Origin of the sequence: Falsigemmobacter intermedius (assembly GCF_004054105.1) — a bacterium.
Lineage (GTDB): Bacteria > Pseudomonadota > Alphaproteobacteria > Rhodobacterales > Rhodobacteraceae > Wagnerdoeblera > Wagnerdoeblera intermedia.
In genome coordinates, this window is the sequence record NZ_SBLC01000002.1 from 126,898 (window position 1) to 150,148 (window position 23,251).

The window sequence follows — 23,251 nt, forward strand, 5'->3', positions numbered from 1 at the left end:
GCCGGTCCGCCCTGAAAGAGAGCCGCCCCTCAGACGGCAGGCTTCAACAGCTGATCCATCATGGCTGAGGGCTGCGCACAGCCCGCCTCCCCCACGACCCGCGCGGGAACCCCGGCCACCGTGGTGCAGGGCGGCACATCCGCCAGCACCACCGATCCTGCCGCAACGCGGGAGCAATGCCCGACCGAAATATTCCCCAGCACGCTCGCGCCCGCCCCCAGAAGCACGCCATCCGCAATCTTCGGATGGCGATCGCCGTCGGACTTTCCGGTGCCGCCAAGGGTCACCGAATGCAGCATCGAGACGTTATCTCCCACCACGGCCGTCTCACCGATCACGATGGAATGGGCGTGATCGATCATAATCCCGCGCCCCACCCGGGCCGCCGGATGGATATCAACGCCAAAGACCTCAGAGACACGCATCTGCACAAAATAGGCCAGATCCACCCGCCCCTGCTGCCAGAGCCAATGCGCCACGCGGTAGCACTGCAGCGCCTGAAATCCCTTAAAAAACATCAGCGGTTCCAGGAACCGGTGGCAGGCCGGATCGCGCTCGTAAACCGCCACCAGATCGGCCCGCGCCGCCTGAGCGAGTTCGCGATCGGCGGCATGGGCCTCATCCGCCACCTCACGCAGGATCTGCTCGCTCATCTCGCCCGAGGCCAGTTTCAGCGCAAAGCGATAAGCCAGGGCCCCCTGAAAACTGCCGTGATGCAAAATCCCGCCATGGATCAGCCCGCCCAGCCGCGGCTCCTGCCGGACAGCCTCCCGCGCCTCGTCACAAAGGCGATCCCAGACCGGGTCAAGAGTGGCAAGACGGACCTTGGTCTCAGGCATGGCAGACTCCTTTGGATGGCTCTGTCTAACAGATCCCGCCCGAGGAAAGAAACCGCCCTCCCGCGGGATGCGGCAATCTTTCTTCTGCGGATACCCTAGAAAAGCCTTTCCCTGATGTAAAACAAGGTGCTTTGGCGAAAATTTTCCCTATATCGACAGGATCAGGCGACTTTCCTCTCCGCGCCCCGCCAGATCGGAGAGCTGCGCCACGCCGAAGCTCCAGGGCGCGCTCAGCGCCAGCCCGTCAGCCATGGCATCGCTCAGATCAAAAACCGCAGCCTCAGTGCGGACCTCATAGCGCAGGCCGCCCGCGTCCTGAATGCGGATCTCATAGGCCTCGCGCTGCTCGCCCAGCGGGATCTCCCCCTCCCAGGCGTCCGCCCCGATCCGGCCACGGCGGATCCAGGTAAAGCGCCGCCCCTCCGGCCCGCGCGTCATCCGCAGGTGCACCGGCGCAGGCGGCTTCAGCCCGATCCCCTCAAAGCGCTGCAGGCTGTGGCGGGCCACGGCGCTGCCATAGCCCGCCGCCAGCGGCGCGAAACGGTAATGCCGCAGCGCAGCCGCCCCCCCGGCGAGAGGCTCACCTGCTCCACCGCCTGGTTCAGCAGCACCACCACAGAGCCCTCGGGCCAGACTTCAGGCATCCGCGCCTCACTGCCCGCCTGCCCGCGCAAAAGCTGCGAGATCTGCCACTCGCCGCCGCCCAGCGGCTCGGCATGAACGAATTGCAAAACTTCCCAGCCGCCCGATGAGCCATCCCCGATGGCCAGCGCATTGGCCCCATTGAGAACCCGCGCGACGCTTTGCGAACTCAGCTCCCCCCGCGTCAGCCGCAACCGCAGCCCCGACCCGCGCTGCCACAGACCCGAGGCCGCCCGCCCCAGCGGTGTCAGCGTCACCCCCATCGTGGCAGGAACCCTCACGACATGGCGCAGACCGTAGCCCTCATCGTGATCGCTGTCCCACAGACCGGCCGGGCCGCTCCAGGGGCTGGCAGTCACCGCCACATGCGGCAGATGCGGCTCCTCATCCCCCCGCAAAAGCGGCAGATCCAGAAAGACACCCCAGACCGGAAGCTCCGGCAGCGCCGCCGGCAGCCGCCGCAAAGGCTCGGCGAAATCAGAGGGCAGATAGAGACCGGGATCCACCCGCACCGCCTCAACCGAGAGGGCCCCTGCATAGTCGGCCCGGTCAATGCGAAACCGCCCGGCCCCGCCAAAACCGATCACATCCCCCGGCCCCAGATGCAGCATTGACGGCGGCAGCGTCAGGCGCAGCAGATCCTGCGACACCTCCGCTTCCGACAGCCAGCGCTCTGCCACCGCCCGCGCCTCTGCCCGCGTCAGGGCGAGGGGCACTTCATAAAAGGCCCCGCCCGCCAGGGACCGGTCCGGCCGGGTCGCCGTCTCAGAGGCCATGGCGAAATCGCTGTCGCCGCCAAGGTAGCTCAGACGCATCTCAGCGGGCAGATCGGCATCGGGCTGTCGCACCAATTCCGGCCCTGCGCCGGTTTCCGGATCAAGGGCGATGATCTCCGGCGCGATCTCCTCCGTCAGCCGCCCGTCGCGGGGCAAAAAGACCAGACCGCCCTCCCGCTCCACGGCATCAAAGCCATAGATGAGCATCAGATCCTGCAGCGCCGCCCGCCCGCTTGCGCCCTCACTCAGCACAAAGCCCTGAACCACCTGATAAAGCCGCGAGACATCCGCCGCCACGCCCGCCCCCGCGCAGATCTCAGCCACGACAGCGGCCAGCGGCTGATGCGAGGCGCGCCCGTTCAGCCAGTGGCCGCGCGCATAGTTGTCACCATCGCTCCAGATATCACTGCGGCCCGGAAACCAGGGCCAGGGCCGCGCGTCCCAGGCCCAGACAAAGGCCCGCGACAGATCCACCATCCGCCCCGGATAGGCGCTGGCCAGCGGATTATGCGCCGGATTTCCCCAATGCGCCGCCATGGCCCGCAGATAAGCGGTCTGCATCGCCTCCTCACGCCGCCCGCCGGAAAACCGCGGCAATGCGGATTCTGAGGATTTGGGATCGAGAAAAAGGTTCGGCTGATTGCCGCCGCGATCAATCGCGGCCACGCCAAGTTCGGTGAACCAGAAGGGCTTTGAGCCCGGCACCCAGGGCGTGGGATCTGCGTTGCGCAGCCCGCCCGGTCGATCGAAATGGCGATTTTCCCACCAGGATTTCAGATCCTTACAGCGCCAGATCCAGGGCTCCCCCTCGCCATCGGTGATCGGGCTGCGCCGCCCGGCTGCGGCATCCGCTTCGCTGGCGTAATACCAGTCAAACCCTTCGCCCCCCGCCACATTCGCCGCCAGATAGGCCGGGTTCAGCGCCGAGCCCCAATGCGCATCGGCATGATCCTCCCCATCGCGCCAGTCCGAGAGCGGCATATAATTGTCGATACCGATGAAATCGCACTCCGGATCTGCCCAAAGGGGATCGAGGTGGAAATATCGCCCGCCATCGGGCGCGGTGTAGCCGCTGTATTCCGACCAGTCCGCCGCATAGGACAGCTTACAGCTGGCCCCCAGGATGGCGCGCACCTCCCCCAGAAGCACCCGCAGCGCCGCAACCATGGGAAAGCTGCCGCCCGCGCCGCGGATCTGCGTCAGCCCGCGCAGCTCAGAGCCGATGCAGAAGGCTTCAACCCCGCCCGCCGTCTGGCACAGACAGGCATAATGCAGCACAAAGCGGCGATAACCGCGATCCGCCGGATCTCCGGTGTAAATTACCCGCCCGCCGCTGATGGTGAAATCTGAGGGCTGCGCAGCGCCCATAAAGGCCGCGACCTCTGCCTCAGCCGCGCCGGTGCCGTCAGGACTGCCCTCGCGTCCCGGCGCAACCGACAGCGTGATGCGTCCGCGCCATGGCATCACCGGCTGGTCCGGCGCCCCGCTCCAGGGATCGCTCAGACCATTACCCTCCTGCTGCTCCATCAGGAGGAAGGGATAAAACATCACCGCCTGACCACGGGCGCGCAGCGCCGCAATCGCCTCGCGCACCGAGCGGTCCGAGGGTGTGCCGCCATAGACCGGACGGCCGTCTTTCAGCGCGATCCGCGCGGCTGTGCGGCGGTTGCGCCCCCCCGCCTCCCAGGGGGCACCTGCGCCATCCCAGGCATTCTGCTCGACTTTCGGCTCAATCCCGCAGTGCCCGCAGCGCAGATCCGAGCCGAACCAGCTGACCACCAGCGAGACCGCCCGACACTGCGGCAACTCCTCGCCCAGCTGCTCCAGCGAAACGGTCAGATCGCTGCGCCCGCCGGGGCTGTGCACATTGGCGGTGCCCGAACTGCCATAGCCATAGTCGTAATGCACCGGCGTGGTGGAAAGCGCATATTCTCCGCAGCCTGGAATCAGCGCCACAGCCCGCGTCAGATCTTGCACGCCCTCAGGCCCCGCTGCGGCCCTGCGCACCACCTCAAAAGAGAACTGCGGCACGCGGTTGCCAAAGGGCGCAAGATCGAGGTCTTCGATCACCACATAGGCCAGCCCGCGAAAGGCCGGAACGGCCCCTGCCCCCTCAACCGCCTCAATCTTCGGATCCGGCATCTGCGTCTCAGACCCGGTATAAACCCTCAGCGCAATGCGGTCCGGACCGATCTCTTCGCCATCTGCCCAGACCCGGCCCACGCGTAAAATCTCACCCTCGCACAGCCCCAGCGCCAGTGAGACACGATAGCTGTAGCTGTCGATCCGTGTCTGCGTCCGGCCACCGCCCCCCTTGCCGCCGCGCTGCACTTCGGTGCTGACGATCTCTTCAAAGGGCGAGGACCAGATCACATGCCCCCCCAGACGGACGCGCCCCCAGATGCGCGCCATGCTCCGGCCCTCGCCCGCCCCCGTCAGCCGGAAGCGCTCCACCCGCCCGCGCTCGACCAGCTGAGAGCCGCGCCCCGCCAGCCGCGTGTCGATCACGCGGCCCAGAACAGCCCCCGCGGCGCGCCCGATCACCGCGCCCGAAAGCCCCAGCACCGTTCCTCCAAAGCCCGAGCCGATCGCCGCCCCCGCGGCCGAGAGTACCAGCGTCGCCATTCCCGTTCCTTTCGGTAAATCCAGTCAGATCAGGCGGTAACGCCCGGTAATGCGCCGCGCCCAGGGCGCGGTCAGCGCCGATTCCACCACGCCGTGTCCGCTGTAGGCATGGATAAAACTGCCCTGCGGCCCGGCTGAGGCGCGAAAGCCAAGATGCTTGGCGATCGATCCCTCAAACATCCGAAACAAGAGCACCTCCCCCGGCAGCTCCGGGGCTTCGGGCGGCAGCGGGGTCAGATAAAGCTCCGCCGCCTCCCGCAGCACTTCGCGCCGGCCCGCTTCGGCCCAGTCGGCGCTATAGGGCGGCACAGCGCAGGGCTCCGGCCCCCGCAGGCTCCGCCAGACACCGCGCAAAAGCCCAAGACAGTCGCAGCCCACGCCGCGCTTTGACGCCTGATGCAGATAGGGCGTGCCCAGCCAGAGCCGCAGTTCCGCCAGAACCACATCGCCGCTCATATCCGCCGCCCCGGCACCGCCGTCAGCCAGTCCTCAGAGGGCAGATGCGGAAAGCCACGGTAATTCACATGATTGGCGAATTTTGCCCGGCATGTTGCAATCTGGCGGTCACAGCCCGCCGTCAGCTCCAGCAGATCGCCAGGTGAAATGTCTGCCGCCAGACGATCCCACAATTCCACTTCCCGCCCGCTGCCTGACTGACGGTCATTGCGGATCATCCCCGACAGCCCTTCGCCCGCCCCGCTGAGCACCCTCAGCCGCCCGCGCTCAAACCAGCGGTCCTCATAGCCCTGCAGCGGAAAGACGAAGATCCGCCCCTCGCGGATGTCTCCGGCAGGCAGTTCCAGACGGTACGCCGGAGTATTCAGATCCACACGACACAGGGCATCTCCCAAAACAGCCGTGCAACTGCGCTGATAGATGCGGTCCCGAACCTGCGCCAGAGCTTCACTCAACCCGCGCAGTTCTGCCCGAAAAGCCCCGTCGGCACGGGAAATCTCTCCCAAACTTCCCGCGAAAAGCACCTGCCGCTCTGCCACATCGCGCCAGTTAACCAGCAAAACCTCAACCTCTGCGCCGTCATAGCGGCCCGCCCGCAGATCGCTTTCGCACAGCGCCGCCGACTGCAGCGCCCCCAGCGCCTCGCTGTTATCCGCCGAAAGCCCCGTCGTGCGGCTCAGCGCCCGCGCGGTCATCCCCGAAGCCGCCTCATAGCGGCAGCCATCGAACTCCAGATCGCGGTCATGATCGGTGAAGCCCAGCACCCGCCCGTCGCGCCGCGTGATCCGCCAGCAGCGCGACAGCGTGGTGCAGCCCCCCTCCAGATGCGCCCTCAGCCCGCTCATAACCGGATCTCCACCACCGGCACCATCGGCAGATCGCCCGCCTGGAACGAGGCCACCGAGACCTGAATCACATCGGTGTCAAAGCGCACCGGCACGTCAAATTCAAAGCCCGCCCGCACCTCCGCCCCTTCCGGCACGGGATCGGCAAAGGTGAGGACACCGCGCTCGTAATCCGCTTCCCAGTCGATCCCCTCGCGCAGCGGCTTTGCGGCCAGCGCGACCTGCAGACTGCCGCGCACCGGCTTGGCAATCGCGCGCCAATGGGCCTGCCCCCCCGAGGCATAGACCTTGCGCAGGGCAAAATCGCGCGCCGCCCCGTCGCCCTGCCCCAAAAGCTGATCGAGCGGCGTCACACTCGCAGAAGGCGCACAGGATTTGAAATCCGCCCAGTCCTTCCAGCGAAAGCCGTAAAGCTGCCCCGCCCGCGCTTCAAAAAACGCCACCAGCTCCGCCACATCATCCAGCGAGCGCAGTCCCAGCCCCGCATCATAGCGGCGGCGTGACTGCGCCCAGGGCGAATTGCGCTCCTCATAGCCATTGGCAAGCGTGACAATTTCCGCCCGCCGCTCCGGCCCGCCGACCGACCCGAAGCTGAGATCGGCGGGAAATCTGACCTCGTGAAAATTCCGCTGCTCTGACATGGCACCTATCCGTTGCGCTGCCCCAGCGCGAGCATCCGCCCCATGCGGGCGGCAAGCTGGCTCTGAGAGCGTTGAAAAGACGGCAGATCGGGCGTGCTGACATTCATCACCACCTGCACCGGACGCGCTCCGCCACCGCCGGCCTGAACGCCCAGCCGCCCGTCCGGGCCACGCGCCAGCGGCAAAATCGCCTCAGGGCCGGCCTCCCCCATCAGCCCGGTCACGCCACCGCGCATGGGAAAGCGCACCGGCCCGCTGACGATGCCGCCTTCGGCAAAGGGCATCACCCGCCCCTGGCTGAAAGGGGCCCCGTCGGCAAAGGGCATGATCCCCGACATCACGCCGTTGAGCATGGCCCCCAGCCCCTGCCCCGCCGCCTGAGTGACCGGACGCATGGCGGTGTTATAGACCGCCTGCGAAACCGCACTCCCCAGACCGCGCAGCACATCGCTGAGTTTGGCCCCGTCAAAAACCAGCCCCTCAAAGGCCCGCCTGAGCCCGGAGCCCAGCCCTGCGGACAATTGCGCCGCCTCACGGCCGCTGAAGACCATGCCCTCATTGAGCCGCTTGAGATCCCCCTCAAAGCCCGCCGTCGCGCCACGCGCTTCACCCAGCGCGATCTCCAGCCGCCCGAGTTCCTCACTCAGGCTCTCCCGGTCCTGCATCGCCTCTCTCCTTTGTGTCGGGATAATCCGCCATCAGCGCCGCAAGCCCCGCCCGAGTCAGCGCCGAAGGCCCGGCCCCGCGGCCCAGCATCAGGCGCAGCTCCAGCGGCGTCAGCCGCCAGAACTCCTCAGGCCGCAGACCGGCGCCGCCCTGGGCAAGCGGCGCAAGCCCCGCGCGCAAAAGCCCCGCCCAGTCAAAACGCGCCCCGCTCATCAGCCCCCTCCGGCAGGCTGAAAGCACGCGCCAGCAAAAGCCCCGCGACGCGCAAAGCCTCGCGCAGCCCGCCTTTAATTTCCGCCGCGCCAAGATCATCTGCCGAGCCGCGCCAGCCGCCCCCGCGCAGCCCCGCCAGCAGAACCGCCAGCACATCCCCCGCGCCAAAGCGGCCCTCTTCAAACCGCGCGATGAGCGCAATCAGCCCCTCGCCCCGGTCCAGCCCCTGGAGGCTGCCCAGCGTCAGACGGCAGGCGATCTCCTCCCCATTGACGACCAGCGTCACCTCTCCGGCAAAGGGATTGGCCATCAGAGCGCCGTGAAACTCAAAGCCCCCGCCGAGGCGAGCGCGATCTGCCAGGTGGCCTCTCCGTTGTGAGTGCCGGAATATTCCAGCGAGGTGATCAGAAACCGCCCCGCAATCAGCCCGAAATCCGGGATCACCACCTGAAAATCCGGGGTCTCTCCCGCAAAGAAGATCCCGCGCACACGCTCATCCGTGGCCGCATCGCGAAAAACACCCGAGCCGGAGACCGAGGCCGATTTCACCCCCGCCCCGCCCAGAAGCTCGCGCCAGCCGCCCTCTGAGGCAAGGCTCGTCACATCCACGCTTTCCGCGTTAAAGCTGATCCGCGTGGCGCGAAGCCCCGCCACGGTCTCAAACTGACCGTCATCTGACAGATCCACCTTCAGCAACAGATCTTTGCCGTTCTGCACCGCCATTCTTGCCCCCTATGCCGTGACCGGGTCCAGCCGGACCCGAAATGTCAGATCAATGCGCCGGAGCGCGCCGCCCTGCTGGCGGCTGGCTCTGGCGCGGTGAAACCAGACACCGCAGACCCGATGTCCCGCCACGCTCAGACCGCCCGCGCCCAGCGCCTCCGCGATTTCGCCCGCGATGGTCTTAGGCGTATGAAAGCCCGCCGCCCGGCTCAGAACCGAAAGCTCCAGCCGGTGTTCTGCGCCAGCGCCGCTGACGTCAGAGGCATCGCGCACCTCTTCCGCGCCGATCAGCACCCAGGTCTCCGGCGCAGCCCCCGCCGGCAGGGCATCTGCAATCAGAACATCCTCAAGTCCCGGCCAGGCGGTCAGACAGCCGTAAACCCCCGCCTGCAGGGCAGCCCCTGCCTGATAACTCACAGCGGCACCTCCTCTTTGACATGCGAGATGAGATAGCGCGCATCGCCGTCTGCCTCGGCGACAGCCAGGACCTGCCAGACCCGCCCGCCCTCACGAAAGCGCTGCCCCGGCGCGGGGCGCTGCGGACTGCCGGGCAGAGCCGCGCGGGTCAGAATGCGGGCAAGGATTTCCCCCCGCGCTGCCCCCTCTCCCGGCTCCAGCCGCCCGCTTCCCGGCGTGATCTCTGCCCAGAGATATCCCAGCCCCTCCCAGACCTTCGTCAGCCCCCCCGCCCCGTCCGGGGCAAGCTGCAACTCCTCCAGGGCCAGACGGCGGCTCAGCCGCGGCGCCCTCATCTGCGGCCCCCGAAGCTGCGCACCACCCGCCACGGCTCCAGAAGCGCTGCCACGCCAAAGGGCATGGCGCTGACCGGGGCCAGACCTTCATGCCGGTGATCGTGATAAAGTGCCGCCAGCATCAGAACCGCCTGGCGCAGATCCGGCGGCAGCTGCGCAAAACTGCCAAAGCCCGCCGTCAGCGTGATCTCAACCCGCCCGCCTTTGGGCAGCACCGGCAGCGTCAGATGCTGCCCCTCAAGCCGGGGACGGGTGGGCATCGGCCACCAGCCGCCAGCGCGCGCCATCCAGCACCGACGAGGCCCCGCCCGCATCAAACAGCTTCACCTCGGTGATGGCGCTGACCGGCGCGATCGGCAGCACCTGGGCCTCAGCGTCACTCCAGCCCGGCAGATCCAGGATAAAACTGCGCGAAATCAGCGCCTTATCCAACCGCCGCTCTACAGCCGCCAGCGCCGCTCGCAGCCAGCCGCGCAGCACGGCATCCTGCCCCCCCTCATCGGCAAATCCGCTGCCCAGCCGCAACTGGTCTTTCAGCGCCGCCAGCGGCAGATCGCCGTCGGCCACTGGCGCAACCTCTCTCAGCCGCATATCGGCCCCTCCCCCTTTGATCCGCTGATCCGCGCGACCGACAGCAAGGGCCCCACCCGTGGCACCCATGCTGAACCGACCCTCCCTGCCGGCCGCGCGCCCCTCGCCGCCCCCCTTAAGAGGCTGCGAATTTCATCAGCTTGATGGCGCCGAAATCGCTCACATCCCCACCGACACGGCGGCTGGCGTAAAAGAGGACATGCGGCTTGGCCGAGAAGGGATCGCGCAGCACCCGCAGATCCGGGCGCTCTGCAATCGTATAGCCCGCGTGGAAATCCCCGAAGGCGATCGAATAGGAATTGGCCGCGATATCGGGCATGTCCTCGGCGATCAGCACCGGATAGCCCATCAGCCGCGCAGGCTCTCCGGCGGCCAGACTGTCAGACCACAGGAACCGCCCGTCGCTGTCCTTCATCTTGCGCACGGCCCCGGCGGTCTTTGAGTTCATCACGAAGGTCGCATTGGCGCGGTAAGCGGCGTTCAGCGCATAGACCAGATCGACAATCGCATTGGCCGGTGCGGTCGCGTTGAAATCCCCTGCCGTGCCGGTCGCCACATAGCCCAGCTTGCCCCATTCCCAGCTGGCCTGCGCCACTTTGGTATGCGCCAGAAACCCCTTCGGCTTGCCCGAGCCGTCACCGCTGACAAAGGCCAGCGCTTCCGCCCGCGAAAAGCGCTCAGCAATACGGTCGGCAAGCCAGGTCTCGAGATCAAAGGCGCTGTCATCAAGCAGCCGCTGGCTGGCCTTGGGCATTGCGGTCAGCTCGTGCAGCGGAATGGCGATGCGCTCAATCGAGGCCGTGCCCGTGGCGGTAATCTCAGAGGCTTCCGTGACCCAGCCCGAACCCACATCCCCGGTATCAACCAGCACCTCAAAGCTGCCCGCCTCTATCTGCACCACATTGGCCACACGGCGCAGCGACGACGTCGCCCGCAGCACCGAGCGGATGGTGTCAGAGGTCTGCGGATCGACCAGATAACCGCCCTCGGCATTGACGGCGGCGTTCAGCCCCTTGCCCTCCAGCACCAGCCCGCGCAGCCCCTCATCATCGCCGCCGCGCAGATAGGCATCAAAGGCCTTGCGGCCTGAGACAGGATCGGGCGCTGCGGCGCCACGGCGGATTTGCGTTCTGCCTGCATCATTCGGGTATCCGTCCTTTTCAGAATGTCTTTGACATCGGCCTGAAAGCCTTTGAGTTCAGTCACAAAACCATTGAGCGCAGAGGCAAACTCTGCACTTTCGCCTGCACCGGTCGCGGTCATGGCGGCTCCTTCCTGAGGGTTAAGTTAAACGGTCTGCTGCCCGCCAAGCTGCTGACGGGCACCGGCCAGAAGCCCCGTCAGCCGTGCCAGATAAGGGATCAGATCCCCGGTCTTGGCCTCAATTCGGGCCTCACGCTGCATAGGAAAGGTCACCAGCGAGATCTCCCACAGATCGACCTCTGCCAGCAGGCGGCGGCCTTCGGAATCGCGCGAAGATTTCACCGTGCGGTAGCCGATCGACAGCCCGTCCAGCGCCCCCGCCGCGATCAGCGCCCGGGCCTCGCGCGCCCGTGCCACCTCCGGCAGCAGACGGCCTGAGACGCGCAGCCCGCGGGCATCCTCCGCGATCTCCTCTCAGATCCCCACGGGCTGCGCCGGATCGTGCTGCCAGAGCATCTTCACGCGACCGCCCGACCGCTCCATGGCGGCAAGCGAGGCCGCGTAGGCCCCCGGCAGCACAATATCGCCGCCCTGATCGGCCCGGCCGAAAAGTGAGGCATAGCCGCTGATGCGCCCCTCCTCACCAACGGCCAGCCCGCCGCCCCCGGTCATGAACTTGCGTTCAAGCCGCAGATCATCCCCATCCATACCGTGATCCTCCCTCATGGCAGCGCGGCCCGCAAAAGGGTCTCTGCGCCCTGGGCCAAAAGAAAAGCCGCCACCCCGCAAACCCCCAGCCAGATGCGTTTTTCCAGACGCTCCAGCGCGGCATCAATCTGCAAAAGCCGCCGCTCCAGGGCGCTCCAGCGCTCCTGCAAAACCCGCTCATTGGCCTCTATGCGCGCACTGGCGGCATCAAAACTGTCGTAAAGAAACCGCGAGCCCGCCATCTCAGCCCCCGTCCGGCAAAGGCGGCAGACCAAGGGCCGCACGCTTTTCCGCCAGCGTCAGAAACTCCGCCGCCGAGACCCGCTCCCATTGCGCATCCCGCTCCGCAGAGAGTGCCGGAACCTGATCCAGATCGGGCCGCAGGCTGACCACCTCCCCACTGTGCGAGGACAAAAACTGCGCCAGTTCCGTCAGCACCCGCGTCGCCAGCGGCAGAACCGTCAGCCGGAAGAAGGCGCGGTTCGCCTCCTGATAATTGGCGTAGGTTGCATCCCCCGGGATGCCCAGCAACATCGGCGGCACCCCGAAGGCCATGGCGATATCGCGCGCCGCCGCCTCGCGGGTCTGGTGAAATTCCATATCTGAGGGCGAAAACCCCATCGGCTTCCAGTCCAGCCCGCCTTCCAGCAGCATGGGCCGCCCGGCGTTACGCGCCCCCATGTGATGCGATTCGATCTCGCCCGTCAGACGGTCATATTGCTCTGCCGTCAGCACCCCGTTGCCATCCGCCCCGCGATAGATGATCGCGCCTGAGGGCCGCGCCGCATTGTCCAGCAGCGCCTTGGACCAGCGACTTGCCGCGCCATGCACATCCATGGCCACCGCTGCCGCACCAAGTGCAGAGTATCCGTAATGATCATCCAGAGGATGAAATGCGCGGATGTGGCAGACAGGCTTCACATCAGCGCTCAGATCAAAGCGATGGCTGCGGCCGCCGACATTATAATCGCAGGCCACCGGCCAGCCATCCTCTCCGGGCACCAGCGACATTCGCTCCGGGCGCAGCGCGTAAAGTTCCCGCACCTCGCCACTGTGCGGATCGCAGACCGCCTCCACCCAGGCATTCCCGCTCAACAGCAAATGACCGCAGACCGCCTCCAGAAATTCAGCGCGGCCCTGAAAGGCATTGGGCCGATCCAGAAGAGCGAGGATCGGATGGGTTTCATAGCGCTGCCCCTCATCCTGAAGGATCAGGGGCAGATTTCCGGCCGATTCTGCAATCATACGTATTGCTCGAAAGACAACAGGATTGCTCATATAGCCGTTACGAATCAAAGATCCCGTGTCCCGCGGGCTCCAGACCACCCTGCCACTTCCCGCCGCCCGCGCCGCCACCCGCCCTGCGGCTGAGGCTTTGACCTCAGGGCATGCGGTATCGGGCGGAGCCTTCCGCCTGCGAAATCCAAACATGGATCACCTCCTTTGAGTAAGTTCAGAGCCCGCGAATGCCAGGACGCCCCTGCCCCGTGCCGGGACGGATCATCAGCTCATGCAGAGCCCAGACCAGCGCATCCACCCGATCCGGCGAGCCGCGCCCCTGAAAACCCTGCAGGCTCATACGGCACATCTGATCTTCCAGGCCCTGCAGCCCGCGCAGATGCTGCACCCGGCCCTGTTCGTAAAGCGCGGCCACCGGCTCTGCCCGGGCAACCTTGCCCCGGCTGGCCCGGACCGCCCTGACCATGATCGACCCGTCAAGCGAGCGGATGAGATCCGTCACAAGATCGCCGCCCTGATTAACCTCTGCCACCAGGGCATCGGCATTGTGGCGCCTGAAAGCCGCAATGGCCGCCTGCGCCCAGCCCTCAGGGCTGGCCCCCGCAACGCTGGCATCCTCCAGCACCACGGCCCGCCAGGACTGCGGCGGCCCCTGCATCACCACGCCCGCCACCACGATCCCGCATTCGTCCGACGACCGCCCACCGGTCACCGGCGGATCCACGGCCACCACCACCCGGTCAAAGGCCGGTGCGGCATCAATCCGCGCGGCCTCCAGCCCCGCAGAGGTCCAGAGCGCACCTTCCGCATCCTCGAGGAGTTCGCCGTCAAGCTCCTGCCGCCCGAGCCGTGTGCCGGCATAACGCGCCCGCACTTCGGCCAGGAAAGACCCCGCCAGATGGGCGCGGTTTGCCTCGGTAGGCGCATGGGTGAGCACGGTTGAGGGGTTTCGCAGCACCGCCTTCAGCACCGCGACATTCTGCGGCGTGGTTGTCACCACCTGCTGCGGCAGATCCCCCAGGCGCAGCGCAAACTGCACCATATCCCAGGCCTGCTCGCCCTTTTTCCACTTCGCCAGCTCGTCTGACCAGGCGGCATCGAACTGCGGACCGCGCAGGCTCTCCGGCTCATGCGCGGAAAATACTTCCGCCACCGCGCCGTTCGGCCACTCCAGACGCCGCCGCCCGGCCTGCCATTCCGGCCTGCGGTCGGGCGGAGAGCAGGCGAGAATCCCGCTCTCGCCAAAGATCATCACCTCGCGCACCTGGTCGAGCGTCTCGCCCACCAGCGCCACACGCCGCGCGCGGCCCTTATCACCCGGCCGCGCCCCTTCCACCTGGGCGCGCACCCATTCGGCCCCGGCGCGGGTCTTCCCCGCACCACGGCCACCCATAATCACCCAGGTCCGCCAGTCCCCCTCAGGGGGCAACTGATGCGGCAGGGCCCAGAACTCAAAAACCCAAGGGAGCGCCGCCAGCGCAGTATCGCTCAGGCCGTTTAAAAATTCGTCAATCATCTCCGGCGTGGCGGAGGCGAGCCAGGCGGCGCCCGATTTCATCGCGCGCTGCGCCAAGATCGAGGGCCCCGGCGCAAAGTCCGCCGGACTGCTCGCGGGCAAGTTTTTCGACATTCTGCCGCTCCGTAACCAGAAGTTTCAGGGCCTGAGAGACGTCTTTGGTATAGGTAGCCAGCTCCTTCGCGCTCTCAGCGGGCGTTTCTGCGCGGATCTCTTCGAGGAGACGGCGCAAAATGGTGCTGGCCAGATCGAACAGTTCAAGCGCCTCCGCCGCCTCGCGGCGGGGATCCGGAGGCGGTGTCACCGGCATATGCAATGTCATCAGATGGCATCCTGCGGCTTGAGAAACCGCACGGGTCGGAAACGGAAAAAGCGGCGAGGGGCGTTACCCCGGCCGCTTCAACTATTCATCCAGCATGCACTTTTTATGCCATGGACCGGGCGCAGGGTCAAAGGGAATACACGTAAATGTTGAATCAAACTGAATAATACACTCAACCCATTGTCCGCACACCGCTTTTCCCCTCCGCATTAAGCGCGGAGGGTGCGAAGTCTGCCGGAATCACGCCCGAATCAGCGGCTGAGTTCCTTGATTCCCCGCGTCAGCCCCTCCAGCGTCATCGGGACCATCCGGTCCTCAAAGATGCGCTTCACGATGCCGATCGACTGCGTGCCGCCCCAGAACCGCTCTGGCGTGGGGTTGATCCAGACGTGCGAGGGCCATTGCTCCCTGGCCCGTTGCAACCAGACCTCACCCGCCTCCTGGTTCCAATGCTCATTGGCCCCGCCGGGATGCAAGATCTCATAGGGCGACATCGAGGCATCGCCCACGAAAATGCACTTCCAGTCCGGGCCATAGGTGCGCAGCACCTCAGCAGTCGGGGTCTGCTCTTCCCAGCGACGGCGGTTGTCGCGCCAGACCCCCTCATAGAGGCAGTTATGGAAGTAGAAATACTCAAGATGTTTAAATTCGGCCCGCGCCGCCGAAAACAGCTCTTCCACCACTTTGATATGCGGATCCATTGAGCCGCCGACGTCAAAAAACATCAGCACTTTCACGGCATTACGCCGTTCCGGCCTGACCTTCACATCCAGCCAGCCCTGCTCGGCGGTGGAGCGGATCGTGCCATCCAGGTCCAGCTCATCCTGCGCGCCGTCCCGCGCCCAGCGCCGCAGCCGCTTCATCGCAACTTTGATATTGCGGGTGCCAAGCTCCACCTGATCGTCGAGGTTTTTGAACTCGCGCTTATCCCAGACCTTCACCGCGCGGCCGTGGCGGCCCTCTTTCTGGCCAATCCGCACGCCTTCGGGGTTATAGCCATAAGCGCCAAAGGGCGAGGTGCCGGCGGTGCCCACCCATTTGCTGCCGCCCTGATGACGCTCTTTCTGCTCTGCCAGACGCTGGCGCAGCGTTTCCATCAGCTTCTCAAAGCCGCCGAGGGCTTTGATCTGCTCCATTTCTTCCGGGGAAAGATGCTTCTCCGCCAGCTTCTCCAGCCAGTCGCCCGGCAGGTCCAGCGCTTCCAGAACCTGCTCAGGCGTAATCGCATCCAGGCCGGCAAAAGAGGCGGCAAAGGCGCGGTCAAAGCGGTCGATGTGGCGCTCGTCTTTCACCAGGGTCACGCGGGCAAGGTAGTAAAACCCCTCGCTGTCCCAGGTGACCAGGCCGGCCTGAAGCCCTTCGAGAAAGGCCAGAAACTCGCGCAGGCTGACCGGCACGGCATGTTTGCGAAGCTGTTCGAAGAAGGGCAGAAACATCACCGCCCCCCGATCAGATCAGACGATCAAGGATCAGCGTGGCAAAGAGCCCGAGAATCCCGAAAAAGATACCAAGCCCGGCCGCATATTGCGCGATGTCAAAGCCTGCGCCGCCCTTGCGGCGGGCAAACCAGGCCCCGCCCAAAGCTCCGAACATCAGTCCCGCAATCACCAGCATCCGCCTGCCCCCGTCCTGTCTTACCGCGCCTGCCCTGCGTCCCGCAGAAGCTCCGGCAGGGCGGCTTCGTTGGAAAAGCCATAGCCTGCAAGGGAGAGGCTGTCGAGACGAAGTGCCGCAGCTTCGTCCGGACGACCGAGACGCTCCAGCGCCTCAGCACGCAGAAGATAGCTCACCGCAAGACTGGCGCGATCATCCGCCGTCTTCAGCGCCTCTGCCGCCTGTTCGGCCAGAAAGAGCGTAGCCTCCGGCTCTGCCGCGGCAAGAAAGACCCCCGCCATCTGCAGATCGACGAGGGCGATATGCAGATCCGCATCCGGCAGATCGGCATAAAGCCTGCGGCTTTGCGCAAAATGCGCCACCGCGCGATCCGGGTTCACCGCAAGGCTATGATAACCCGCAAGAAAATGCGCAAAGGCCCGGCGATTGTCCTGCCAGCCCCGGCTGTCGGCAAAGGCTGCCGCACGCTCTGCTGCCGCCAGACGAACGGCGGCTCCTGCCGAGGGCGTCAGGACCTTCTGCATCTCCTCCGCCCACCAGCGCGGCGGCAGCCGCGAGGGCAGCGGCAGAACCGCCCCGCCCTCAGGGTTCAGTCGCGCCAGAAGAGCGGGCAAAAGCGCCGCCACCTCATCCCGGCTCATGCCGCTTTTCAACTCGGGCTGATAGGCCAGCCGCAGCATCAGCATGTCAAACCCGGTCAGCCGCCCGTGCACATTGTCATCGTTGAACACCGAATCCGACAGGTGCCAGAGATCATTCACCGGCCCCAGCGCCTGGGCCAGTTCCTCATGCAGACAATCGCGGATTTCCTGCAAAGCGCTGTCCGAAGGGATCACCAGCAGCGCTCTGCCACGGGTCTGCAGATCCGCCCATGAGGTGATCTTCGCGCCGTCCCGGACATATTCAGCGAAAGAGGCCTGCTCCGGCACCACAAAGCAGGCGATATCCGGCACGAAGGCCCGCAGCTCTGCACGCGGCACAAATTCCACCACCAGATCGGCCTTTGCGCGGTGCCGCGTCCGGCTGATGGGCACGCCCCCCTCCCGGCGCAGACGCCGCAGCAGCGGATCGATTTCGGCCCAGGCCGCTTTCGGCACCGCTCCGGTCACCACCAGCTTCACCGGATGCTCATAGCGGGTGAAGCGCTCAAGCTCGCGCCCGCTTTCCAGCCGGAAAAACAGATCCAGAAAATCCGCAGCCGTCTGACTGTTCGTGCGCGTCAGCACCCCCTGCGGCCCGGCGGTCTCAGGCTCAAAACCGGTCGGCGCACAGGCAGAAAGCAGAGCCAGAGCAGCGGGCAGCACGAGGCCCCGCAAAGCAGAGATCAACGAAGTCATAGCGCACCAGACAGCGCCCGCAGAACCAGGCGGGCCTTTGCTCTTTACGCCTCCTCCTGCCGAAGAAAAGGCCAAAGCGCAGCCCGTGACGGAATGTTTGCTTGGCCGCTGGCCGCGCCTTCGCTAAAACCCTGTGAACCCCAGACATCCGGAGCCTGCCGTGAAAATTTACACCTTCAATATCAACGGCATTAAGGCGCGCTTTGAGACCTTCACCCGCTGGCTCGAAGAGACAAAGCCCGATGTGGTGGTGCTGCAGGAAATCAAATCCGTCGATGAAAATTTCCCGCGCGAGCATTTTGAGGATATGGGCTACCGGGTTGAGACCCATGGCCAGAAAGGCTTTAACGGCGTGGCGATCTTCTCGCGCCTGCCGCTGGAAGATGTGGTGCGCGGCCTGCCGGGCGACGACGAAGACCAGCAGTCGCGCTGGATTGAGGCCACGGTGATCGGCGACAAAGGGGCGGTGCGTCTGGCGGGGCTTTATCTGCCCAACGGCAACCCCGCCCCGGGGCCGAAATATGACTATAAGCTCGCCTGGATGGCCCGGATGGAGACGCACGCCCGCAGCCTTCTGGCGCTGGAGATGCCGGTTATTATGGCCGGCGATTACAACGTCATCCCCCAGCGCGAAGATGCCGCCAAACCCGATGCCTGGACGGAAGACGCGCTCTTCCTGCCCCAGACGCGCGAGGCCTTCCGCCGCATCCTGAACCCGGGCTTTGCCGATGCCTTCCGCCTGCGCGTTCAGGGCCCCGGTCATTACAGCTTCTGGGACTATCAGGCCGTCGCCTGGGAGCGGAACAACGGCATCCGCATCGATCATCTGCTGCTCAGCCCCCAGGCTCAGGACCTGCTGATCGAGGTTGGCATCCAGCGCGAAGAGCGTGGCCGCGAAAAGCCCTCAGATCACGTCCCGGCCTGGGTTGAGCTGGATCTTTAACGAAAAACGCCGCTGCCCTCAGGGTCAGCGGCGTTTCTTTTATTTACCGATATCAGCCATGTCGTAAGGCGTGGTCTGATAAATCTGGTTGATCCAGTTGCCATAAAGCAGATGCGCATGGCTGCGCCAGCGGTTCAGCGGCGGGCGTGAGGGATCGTTTTCCGGATAATAGTTCAGCGGCACATTGATCGGCGTGCCCGAGGCCACATCGCGGTCGTATTCTTTCTTCAGCGTCTCGCTGTCGTATTCGAAGTGGTTGAAGATCCACAGCGCCCGATGCGCCGCATCCTCGACCAGACAGGGCCCGGTCTCGGGCGAGGCGATCAGCACCTTCAGCCCCTCCGCCTTCGCCATGTCTTCTTCGCGCATCTCGGTCCAGCGGCTGACCGGGATCAGCACATCATCCGAGAACCCCGTCAGGAAGGGTGACGAGGGCTGCAACACACGCTGGCGGAAGCAGCCGAAGGCCTTATGGTCCAGGATATGCTTGGGGATCTTATGGAAATGCCAGGCCATGGCCATGGCCCCCCAGCAGACACCAAAAGTCGAATGGACATGACTTCGCGTCCAGTCAAAGATGCGCTGCAACTCGTCCCAATACGTCACCTCCTCGAAATCGAGGGTCTCAACCGGGGCCCCGGTGATGATGAGACCGTCGAATTTCTCACCCGTGGCCTCCACTTCCGCGAAGGTGCGATAGAAGGCTTCCATATGCTCCGGCGCGGTGTGGCGCGACTGATGCTCGCTCATGCGGATCAGATGAAAATCGATCTGCAGCGGCGTCGCCCCGATCAGGCGGGCAAACTGCGTCTCGGTGGTGATTTTCATCGGCATCAGGTTCAAAAGCCCGATGCGCAAAGGCCGGATATCCTGCCGCGCTGCACGGGCCGCGCCCATGACCATGACGCCTTCGGACTGAAGGATGTCATAGGCGGGCAGGCTTTCGGGCAGTTTAATCGGCATTGTCTCGGTTCCATTTACTCAGGCCACAGGGGGCAAACCGCCCCGCGGACATTGGGATATGCGCCCCGTCAGCCCGGGGCACAAGGTCAGTTACGCGCAATCGCCTGCGCGATCAGAGCGTCGAAATCCTGCACATCGCGCAAAGCCGCCACCTCATCGGCGCTCACTTTGATGCCCCAGTTCGCAGCCATTGCCGCATAGCGCGGCTGGCGATGCGCAAGCGCGCGGGCATAGGTCCAGCGCACGAAGGCATCGGGATCAACGGTGCTTTCCGTGCAGCCGGTCTCAGCCAGATAGCTCTCCCAGGCCTCGGTCAGAAAGCCCGGCTGGTAATACATTGGCTTCGGCGCGCGATCAAAGCGGCGAACCAACTCACCCGTATGGGCCTCTGATCCCTCAATCCAGACCATCAGCAGGTTGGACGACAGAGCCTTCATCACCCGGTCATTGCCGTCCTCGGGATCCACCACCTCACAGATCGAGCCGCCGGTGTCGCAGATGAAATTCGGATAGCCGTAGATATCCTCGGCACGCCCAATGAAATGCGGCGTATCGAGCAGCGCGGAAATCTCTGCCGTGCGGTGCTGATCCTGGCGCTTGCGGTATTCGGCGAAGGCGAGCCCGCCTTTCGCCGGATCACCGGGTTTCCCCAGATAGGTCGAGAGCGGCGCCAGATTATCAAAGGTGATGTTGGAGGCGATATAGACCGAATCCGTCATCAGCAGCTCGCGCAGAAACGGCACTTTCATGGCTTCGCGTTTGAAGTTATCGGCGATCAGCTCGCCCATATAGCGGGTGCCGATGCGGTAATCGACCGAGTAGTGAAACCAGCTGCCCGCGCCGCGCAGCGTGCTTGCGACATGGGTTTTCCCAAGGCCCGACATGCCGAAAAGCAGCACCCTTTTGCGGGCGCTCGCGGCCCAGTCTGCCGCAGTCGGATAGATCAGAGAGGCGTGACGCATGAGGATATTCCGGCAGGCAGAGAAGGGGTTACCCGGCGCTCCGGGGCCGCTTTGCCCCGTAGCGAATGTTGATCCAGTTGCCAAGCAGGATCAGCGCGGCACCAAGAAAGACCGCAAGCTCGATCTGCTCGGCGTAAATCAGAAAGCCCGCGATCACCCCCAGCGGCAACCGGACATAATCAAGCGGATAGACAAAGCTGGCCGGAGCCACCATCAGCGCCTTGGCGATACAGAAATGCGCGCCCAGACCGCCTAAGCCCATGACGACCATCCAAAGCCAGCCGATGCCCTGCGGCAGCGCGATCTGCAGATCATGCCCCGCCACGATCAGCCCCAGCGGCACCTGCATCGCCACCTGCCAGAAGACCAGCGACTGGGCCGTATCCGTGCGCGTCATGGCCCGGGTCATCAGCGCATAAATGGCAAAGAAGATCGCGCAGACCGAGCCTGCGACCACCCCATAGCTCAGATCCGAAAAATCCGGTCGCGCCACCACCAGAACGCCCGTAAACCCCACCAGAGCCGCCAGGATCTGCGCCGCATTCAGCCGCTCGCCCAGGAAGGCGAAAGACAGCAGCAAAACCCAGATCGGCGTGGTGAACTCCAGCGCATAAAGCTGCGCAATGGGGATCAGCACCAGCGCCTGATACCAGAGCAGCTGGCCAATATAATGGATCGAATTGCGCAACACATGCCGCCCGATCGCGCGGGTGCGCAGCGTGGCCAGCCGGCGTGACAGCAGCACCGCGCCCCCCAGCACCACAACACCCACAAGCGCGCGGTAGAGCAGCAGCTCGCTCACATCGAGCTGCCCGCTGAGTTCACGCGCCGAGATGGTTACGGCAAGAAAGGAAAGGACGGTTCCCGCCATCCAGGCCACGGCAACAAGCGGGCGGCTTTGCGGATATTCAGGGGTCTGCGGGGGAGAGGCGCTCGGCGGCATCGCGGGTCCGGTCAGGAAGAGATGCGCGCACCATGACGATGCGCCCCCGCCTTGTCCAGCGCCGCCCCACAGCACCCGCCGCCGCCCGAAGGGCCAGGGCTTCGGGGCGGATCAGAGACCCCGCGGCCGCGCTGCTCTTACGGCGCCCAGGACAGCCAGAAACTTCCCTTCACGGATCGGGGCGGAAACCTCGGGCGCCGTCTTTCCGGAATTGCCGAAAACCAGGCCGCGCTCAGAGAGAGCGCGGCTCTGCCGCTTCTCAGCGACGCAGCTTCAGCGGCTGGCGCAGATGGCTGTTGAAGGCGGCGGTCACCGCCTCGGGGCCATGGGCCTGCGCCAGGCGCAGCAGCGAAAAGCGGATCTGCGCCATCTCGCGGTAATAGCGCAGAAAGGCGATGTTCAGCCCCGCCCCGGCCACCGCACCCAGGATCGGCACCGACTGCGCGGCCAGTTTCGGCCCCAGAGCGGCCGCGATGCGCGGCGCAAGCGTGGCAATGACACGCTGCACTGCAGGCCCGGTCAGGGTCAGCCGCGCCCCGATGAAGGCGGAATTGACCCCGTCATCGGCCTCGCCCGGCCCGCCTGAGGCGAAAATATGCAAAGCCTCGCGGCGCACCTCATCCGAGGCGGGATCAAACCCATGGTCTTCGGCCACAGACTGAATGGCGCGCAGGATCAGCGTCACGGTGACCGACACCTCTGCCACGGCAGAGGCAAGCCCCGCCGCACCGCCCGCAGCCCCCGTCAGGGCCGAAAGCGCGATCTGACCGCCGCCCGCTTTGGGCGTCACCCCGGAGGATTTCGCCGCCAGTCCATAGGCGGACTGCAAAGCCCCCTCGGTCAGCTTCAAAACCCCGGCGCGCGCGGGGCCGGGCAGCTTTTCCAGCCAGCCCTCGGCCTTGCCGCCCAGCTTGTTCAACGCAGCCATCAGCCCGCCTGAGGCCCGGTCGTGACGCCTGGCCAGCGCCCGGATCTCAGCTTCGGGAAAGGTCATCGCAGAAAGGGTCAGAGTGTTTTCCATGCCCTTCAGATGGGAAGCCCCGGGGCCGCTGTCAATCACCGCCGCGAGGGCCGCAGGCGGGCACCGCAGCCAGGGGCGCGCTCAGGTCGCAGGTTGCGGCGGATAATCGAGCCCCTTGGGGAACTTCGTCACTTCACCGCTCACGCCCTCCCAGGCGCCGGGCTGAAGCGGAATGCCCAGGACCCGCTCGGGGTTGGTCGGCGGCGGCATGATCACGCCCTCGCGCTTTTCAAACCCAAAGCGGCGGTAATAGGGGTAATCCCCGACGAGGAGCACCCGCTCCCAGCCCAGACGCCGTGCCTCTGCCAGGCTCTCGCGCATCAAAAGCGCGCCCAGACCCTCTCCCTGACGGGTGGGGTGCACGGCAACAGGGCCAAGAAGCAGCGTCGGCACACCGCCGACCAGCACCGGCCAGTAGCGGATCACCGCGGCCAGAGCATCGTCGTGATCGCGCAGCACGAGGCACAGTCCCGCAACTTTCGGCACGTCATCACGCAGCCGGTAAGACGACAGCGCCTCACGACCCGGCGCGAAACACAGGTCATAAAGTGCCTCCACCTCATGAAAATCTGCCGGAGTTTCCTCTCTCAGCTGATACATGGCCGCGCTGCCCCGATCCTGACGTCCCAATCCATCCGCCCGCTATCACGCGACGCGGGGCAGGAAAACAGCCCCGCCGCGCTTTTTTCGAGCCCTGAGCCGCTTTGCGCAACTTTCGCAAAATTCCCGACATTCGGGCAACATATCTTGCAACTCCCCCCCGGATCGCAT

At 65.4% G+C, this 23,251-nt stretch carries 25 protein-coding genes and 3 pseudogenes; 1 reads left to right on the forward strand and 27 read right to left on the reverse strand.

Going from position 1 to position 23,251, the window contains the following annotated elements; all coding sequences use genetic code 11:
• Positions 1–29: 29 nt before the first annotated feature.
• From cysE to EP867_RS01870, 22 genes and pseudogenes are all read right to left on the reverse strand, one after another.
• On the reverse strand, positions 30–839 hold the full coding sequence (gene cysE, locus EP867_RS01775; protein ID WP_128486487.1) for a serine O-acetyltransferase: 810 nt from the start codon (positions 837–839) through the stop codon (positions 30–32).
• 147 nt (positions 840–986) lie between these two features.
• Positions 987–4,882: pseudogene (locus EP867_RS01780) on the reverse strand (baseplate multidomain protein megatron).
• Between the two features lie 24 nt (positions 4,883–4,906).
• The gene (locus tag EP867_RS01785; protein ID WP_128486488.1) at positions 4,907–5,338 is read right to left on the reverse strand and encodes a C40 family peptidase; all 432 of its coding nucleotides are present in this window, start codon (positions 5,336–5,338) and stop codon (positions 4,907–4,909) included.
• Entirely contained in the window at positions 5,335–6,183 is an 849-nt protein-coding gene (locus EP867_RS01790) for a DUF2163 domain-containing protein (RefSeq protein ID WP_128486489.1), read from the reverse strand. The genes EP867_RS01785 and EP867_RS01790 overlap by 4 nt, the downstream gene beginning before the upstream one ends.
• Positions 6,180–6,824, reverse strand: a complete 645-nt coding sequence (locus EP867_RS01795) for a DUF2460 domain-containing protein (protein ID WP_128486490.1) — start codon at positions 6,822–6,824, stop codon at positions 6,180–6,182. The genes EP867_RS01790 and EP867_RS01795 overlap by 4 nt, the downstream gene beginning before the upstream one ends.
• A 5-nt stretch (positions 6,825–6,829) precedes the next feature.
• The gene (locus EP867_RS01800) at positions 6,830–7,489 is read right to left on the reverse strand and encodes a phage tail tape measure protein (RefSeq protein WP_128486491.1); all 660 of its coding nucleotides are present in this window, start codon (positions 7,487–7,489) and stop codon (positions 6,830–6,832) included.
• The gene (locus EP867_RS01805) at positions 7,464–7,703 is read right to left on the reverse strand and encodes a rcc01693 family protein (protein ID WP_128486492.1); all 240 of its coding nucleotides are present in this window, start codon (positions 7,701–7,703) and stop codon (positions 7,464–7,466) included. The genes EP867_RS01800 and EP867_RS01805 overlap by 26 nt, the downstream gene beginning before the upstream one ends.
• Entirely contained in the window at positions 7,684–8,013 is a 330-nt protein-coding gene (locus tag EP867_RS01810) for a gene transfer agent family protein (RefSeq protein WP_128486493.1), read from the reverse strand. Before EP867_RS01810 ends, EP867_RS01805 begins: the two co-directional genes overlap by 20 nt.
• Positions 8,013–8,426 carry a phage major tail protein, TP901-1 family gene (locus tag EP867_RS01815; RefSeq protein ID WP_128486494.1) on the reverse strand — a complete coding sequence of 138 codons (414 nt, stop codon included), beginning with the start codon at positions 8,424–8,426 and terminating at the stop codon, positions 8,013–8,015. The genes EP867_RS01810 and EP867_RS01815 overlap by 1 nt, the downstream gene beginning before the upstream one ends.
• Positions 8,427–8,435: 9 nt before the next feature.
• Positions 8,436–8,843, reverse strand: a complete 408-nt coding sequence (locus EP867_RS01820; RefSeq protein WP_128486495.1) for a DUF3168 domain-containing protein — start codon at positions 8,841–8,843, stop codon at positions 8,436–8,438.
• On the reverse strand, positions 8,840–9,178 hold the full coding sequence (locus EP867_RS01825) for a head-tail adaptor protein (protein ID WP_128486496.1): 339 nt from the start codon (positions 9,176–9,178) through the stop codon (positions 8,840–8,842). The genes EP867_RS01820 and EP867_RS01825 overlap by 4 nt, the downstream gene beginning before the upstream one ends.
• The gene (locus tag EP867_RS20495) at positions 9,175–9,438 is read right to left on the reverse strand and encodes a head-tail connector protein (RefSeq protein WP_322098991.1); all 264 of its coding nucleotides are present in this window, start codon (positions 9,436–9,438) and stop codon (positions 9,175–9,177) included. Before EP867_RS20495 ends, EP867_RS01825 begins: the two co-directional genes overlap by 4 nt.
• The gene (locus EP867_RS20500) at positions 9,416–9,838 is read right to left on the reverse strand and encodes a head-tail connector protein (protein ID WP_322098992.1); all 423 of its coding nucleotides are present in this window, start codon (positions 9,836–9,838) and stop codon (positions 9,416–9,418) included. Before EP867_RS20500 ends, EP867_RS20495 begins: the two co-directional genes overlap by 23 nt.
• A gap of 46 nt (positions 9,839–9,884) precedes the next feature.
• Positions 9,885–11,032: pseudogene (locus EP867_RS01835) on the reverse strand (phage major capsid protein).
• Positions 11,033–11,056: 24 nt separating this feature from the next.
• Positions 11,057–11,620 (reverse strand): annotated as a pseudogene (locus tag EP867_RS01840) (HK97 family phage prohead protease).
• Between the two features lie 14 nt (positions 11,621–11,634).
• Complete coding sequence (locus tag EP867_RS01845) at positions 11,635–11,862, reverse strand: GTA head formation protein, RCAP_rcc01685 family (RefSeq protein ID WP_128486497.1); 228 nt, start codon at positions 11,860–11,862, stop codon at positions 11,635–11,637.
• 1 nt (position 11,863) lies between these two features.
• Positions 11,864–13,051 carry a phage portal protein gene (locus EP867_RS01850; RefSeq protein ID WP_128486498.1) on the reverse strand — a complete coding sequence of 396 codons (1,188 nt, stop codon included), beginning with the start codon at positions 13,049–13,051 and terminating at the stop codon, positions 11,864–11,866.
• A 22-nt stretch (positions 13,052–13,073) separates the two neighbouring features.
• Positions 13,074–14,417: a DNA-packaging protein gene (locus EP867_RS01855; RefSeq protein ID WP_164888736.1), complete on the reverse strand. Its 1,344-nt coding sequence runs from the start codon at positions 14,415–14,417 to the stop codon at positions 13,074–13,076.
• Positions 14,368–14,697: a hypothetical protein gene (locus tag EP867_RS01860; RefSeq protein WP_128486499.1), complete on the reverse strand. Its 330-nt coding sequence runs from the start codon at positions 14,695–14,697 to the stop codon at positions 14,368–14,370. Before EP867_RS01860 ends, EP867_RS01855 begins: the two co-directional genes overlap by 50 nt.
• A gap of 251 nt (positions 14,698–14,948) precedes the next feature.
• Entirely contained in the window at positions 14,949–16,133 is a 1,185-nt protein-coding gene (locus tag EP867_RS01865; RefSeq protein ID WP_128486500.1) for a vWA domain-containing protein, read from the reverse strand.
• Positions 16,134–16,146: 13 nt separating this feature from the next.
• On the reverse strand, positions 16,147–16,311 hold the full coding sequence (locus tag EP867_RS19740; protein WP_164888737.1) for a hypothetical protein: 165 nt from the start codon (positions 16,309–16,311) through the stop codon (positions 16,147–16,149).
• Positions 16,312–16,331: 20 nt separating this feature from the next.
• Positions 16,332–17,648 (reverse strand): DUF2927 domain-containing protein, encoded by a 1,317-nt coding sequence (locus tag EP867_RS01870; RefSeq protein ID WP_128486501.1) that lies wholly within the window; start codon positions 17,646–17,648, stop codon positions 16,332–16,334.
• 160 nt (positions 17,649–17,808) lie between these two features.
• Here EP867_RS01870 and xth point away from each other — a divergent pair, with 160 nt between their 5' ends.
• Entirely contained in the window at positions 17,809–18,591 is a 783-nt protein-coding gene (gene xth / locus EP867_RS01875; RefSeq protein WP_128486502.1) for an exodeoxyribonuclease III, read from the forward strand.
• A 39-nt stretch (positions 18,592–18,630) separates the two neighbouring features.
• On the opposite strand, the gene EP867_RS01880 is transcribed toward xth, so the two are convergent.
• The 5 genes from EP867_RS01880 to EP867_RS01900 form a co-directional block, all read right to left on the reverse strand.
• On the reverse strand, positions 18,631–19,554 hold the full coding sequence (locus EP867_RS01880; protein WP_128486503.1) for a homoserine O-succinyltransferase: 924 nt from the start codon (positions 19,552–19,554) through the stop codon (positions 18,631–18,633).
• Positions 19,555–19,640: 86 nt separating this feature from the next.
• Positions 19,641–20,501 carry an ATPase gene (locus EP867_RS01885; protein ID WP_128486582.1) on the reverse strand — a complete coding sequence of 287 codons (861 nt, stop codon included), beginning with the start codon at positions 20,499–20,501 and terminating at the stop codon, positions 19,641–19,643.
• A gap of 43 nt (positions 20,502–20,544) precedes the next feature.
• The gene (locus tag EP867_RS01890; RefSeq protein WP_128486504.1) at positions 20,545–21,459 is read right to left on the reverse strand and encodes a DMT family transporter; all 915 of its coding nucleotides are present in this window, start codon (positions 21,457–21,459) and stop codon (positions 20,545–20,547) included.
• A 259-nt stretch (positions 21,460–21,718) separates the two neighbouring features.
• Positions 21,719–22,480 (reverse strand): EcsC family protein, encoded by a 762-nt coding sequence (locus tag EP867_RS01895; RefSeq protein ID WP_128486505.1) that lies wholly within the window; start codon positions 22,478–22,480, stop codon positions 21,719–21,721.
• An 81-nt stretch (positions 22,481–22,561) separates the two neighbouring features.
• Positions 22,562–23,080, reverse strand: coding sequence for a GNAT family N-acetyltransferase (locus EP867_RS01900; protein ID WP_128486506.1), 519 nt, complete (start codon positions 23,078–23,080; stop codon positions 22,562–22,564).
• Positions 23,081–23,251: the final 171 nt, after the last annotated feature.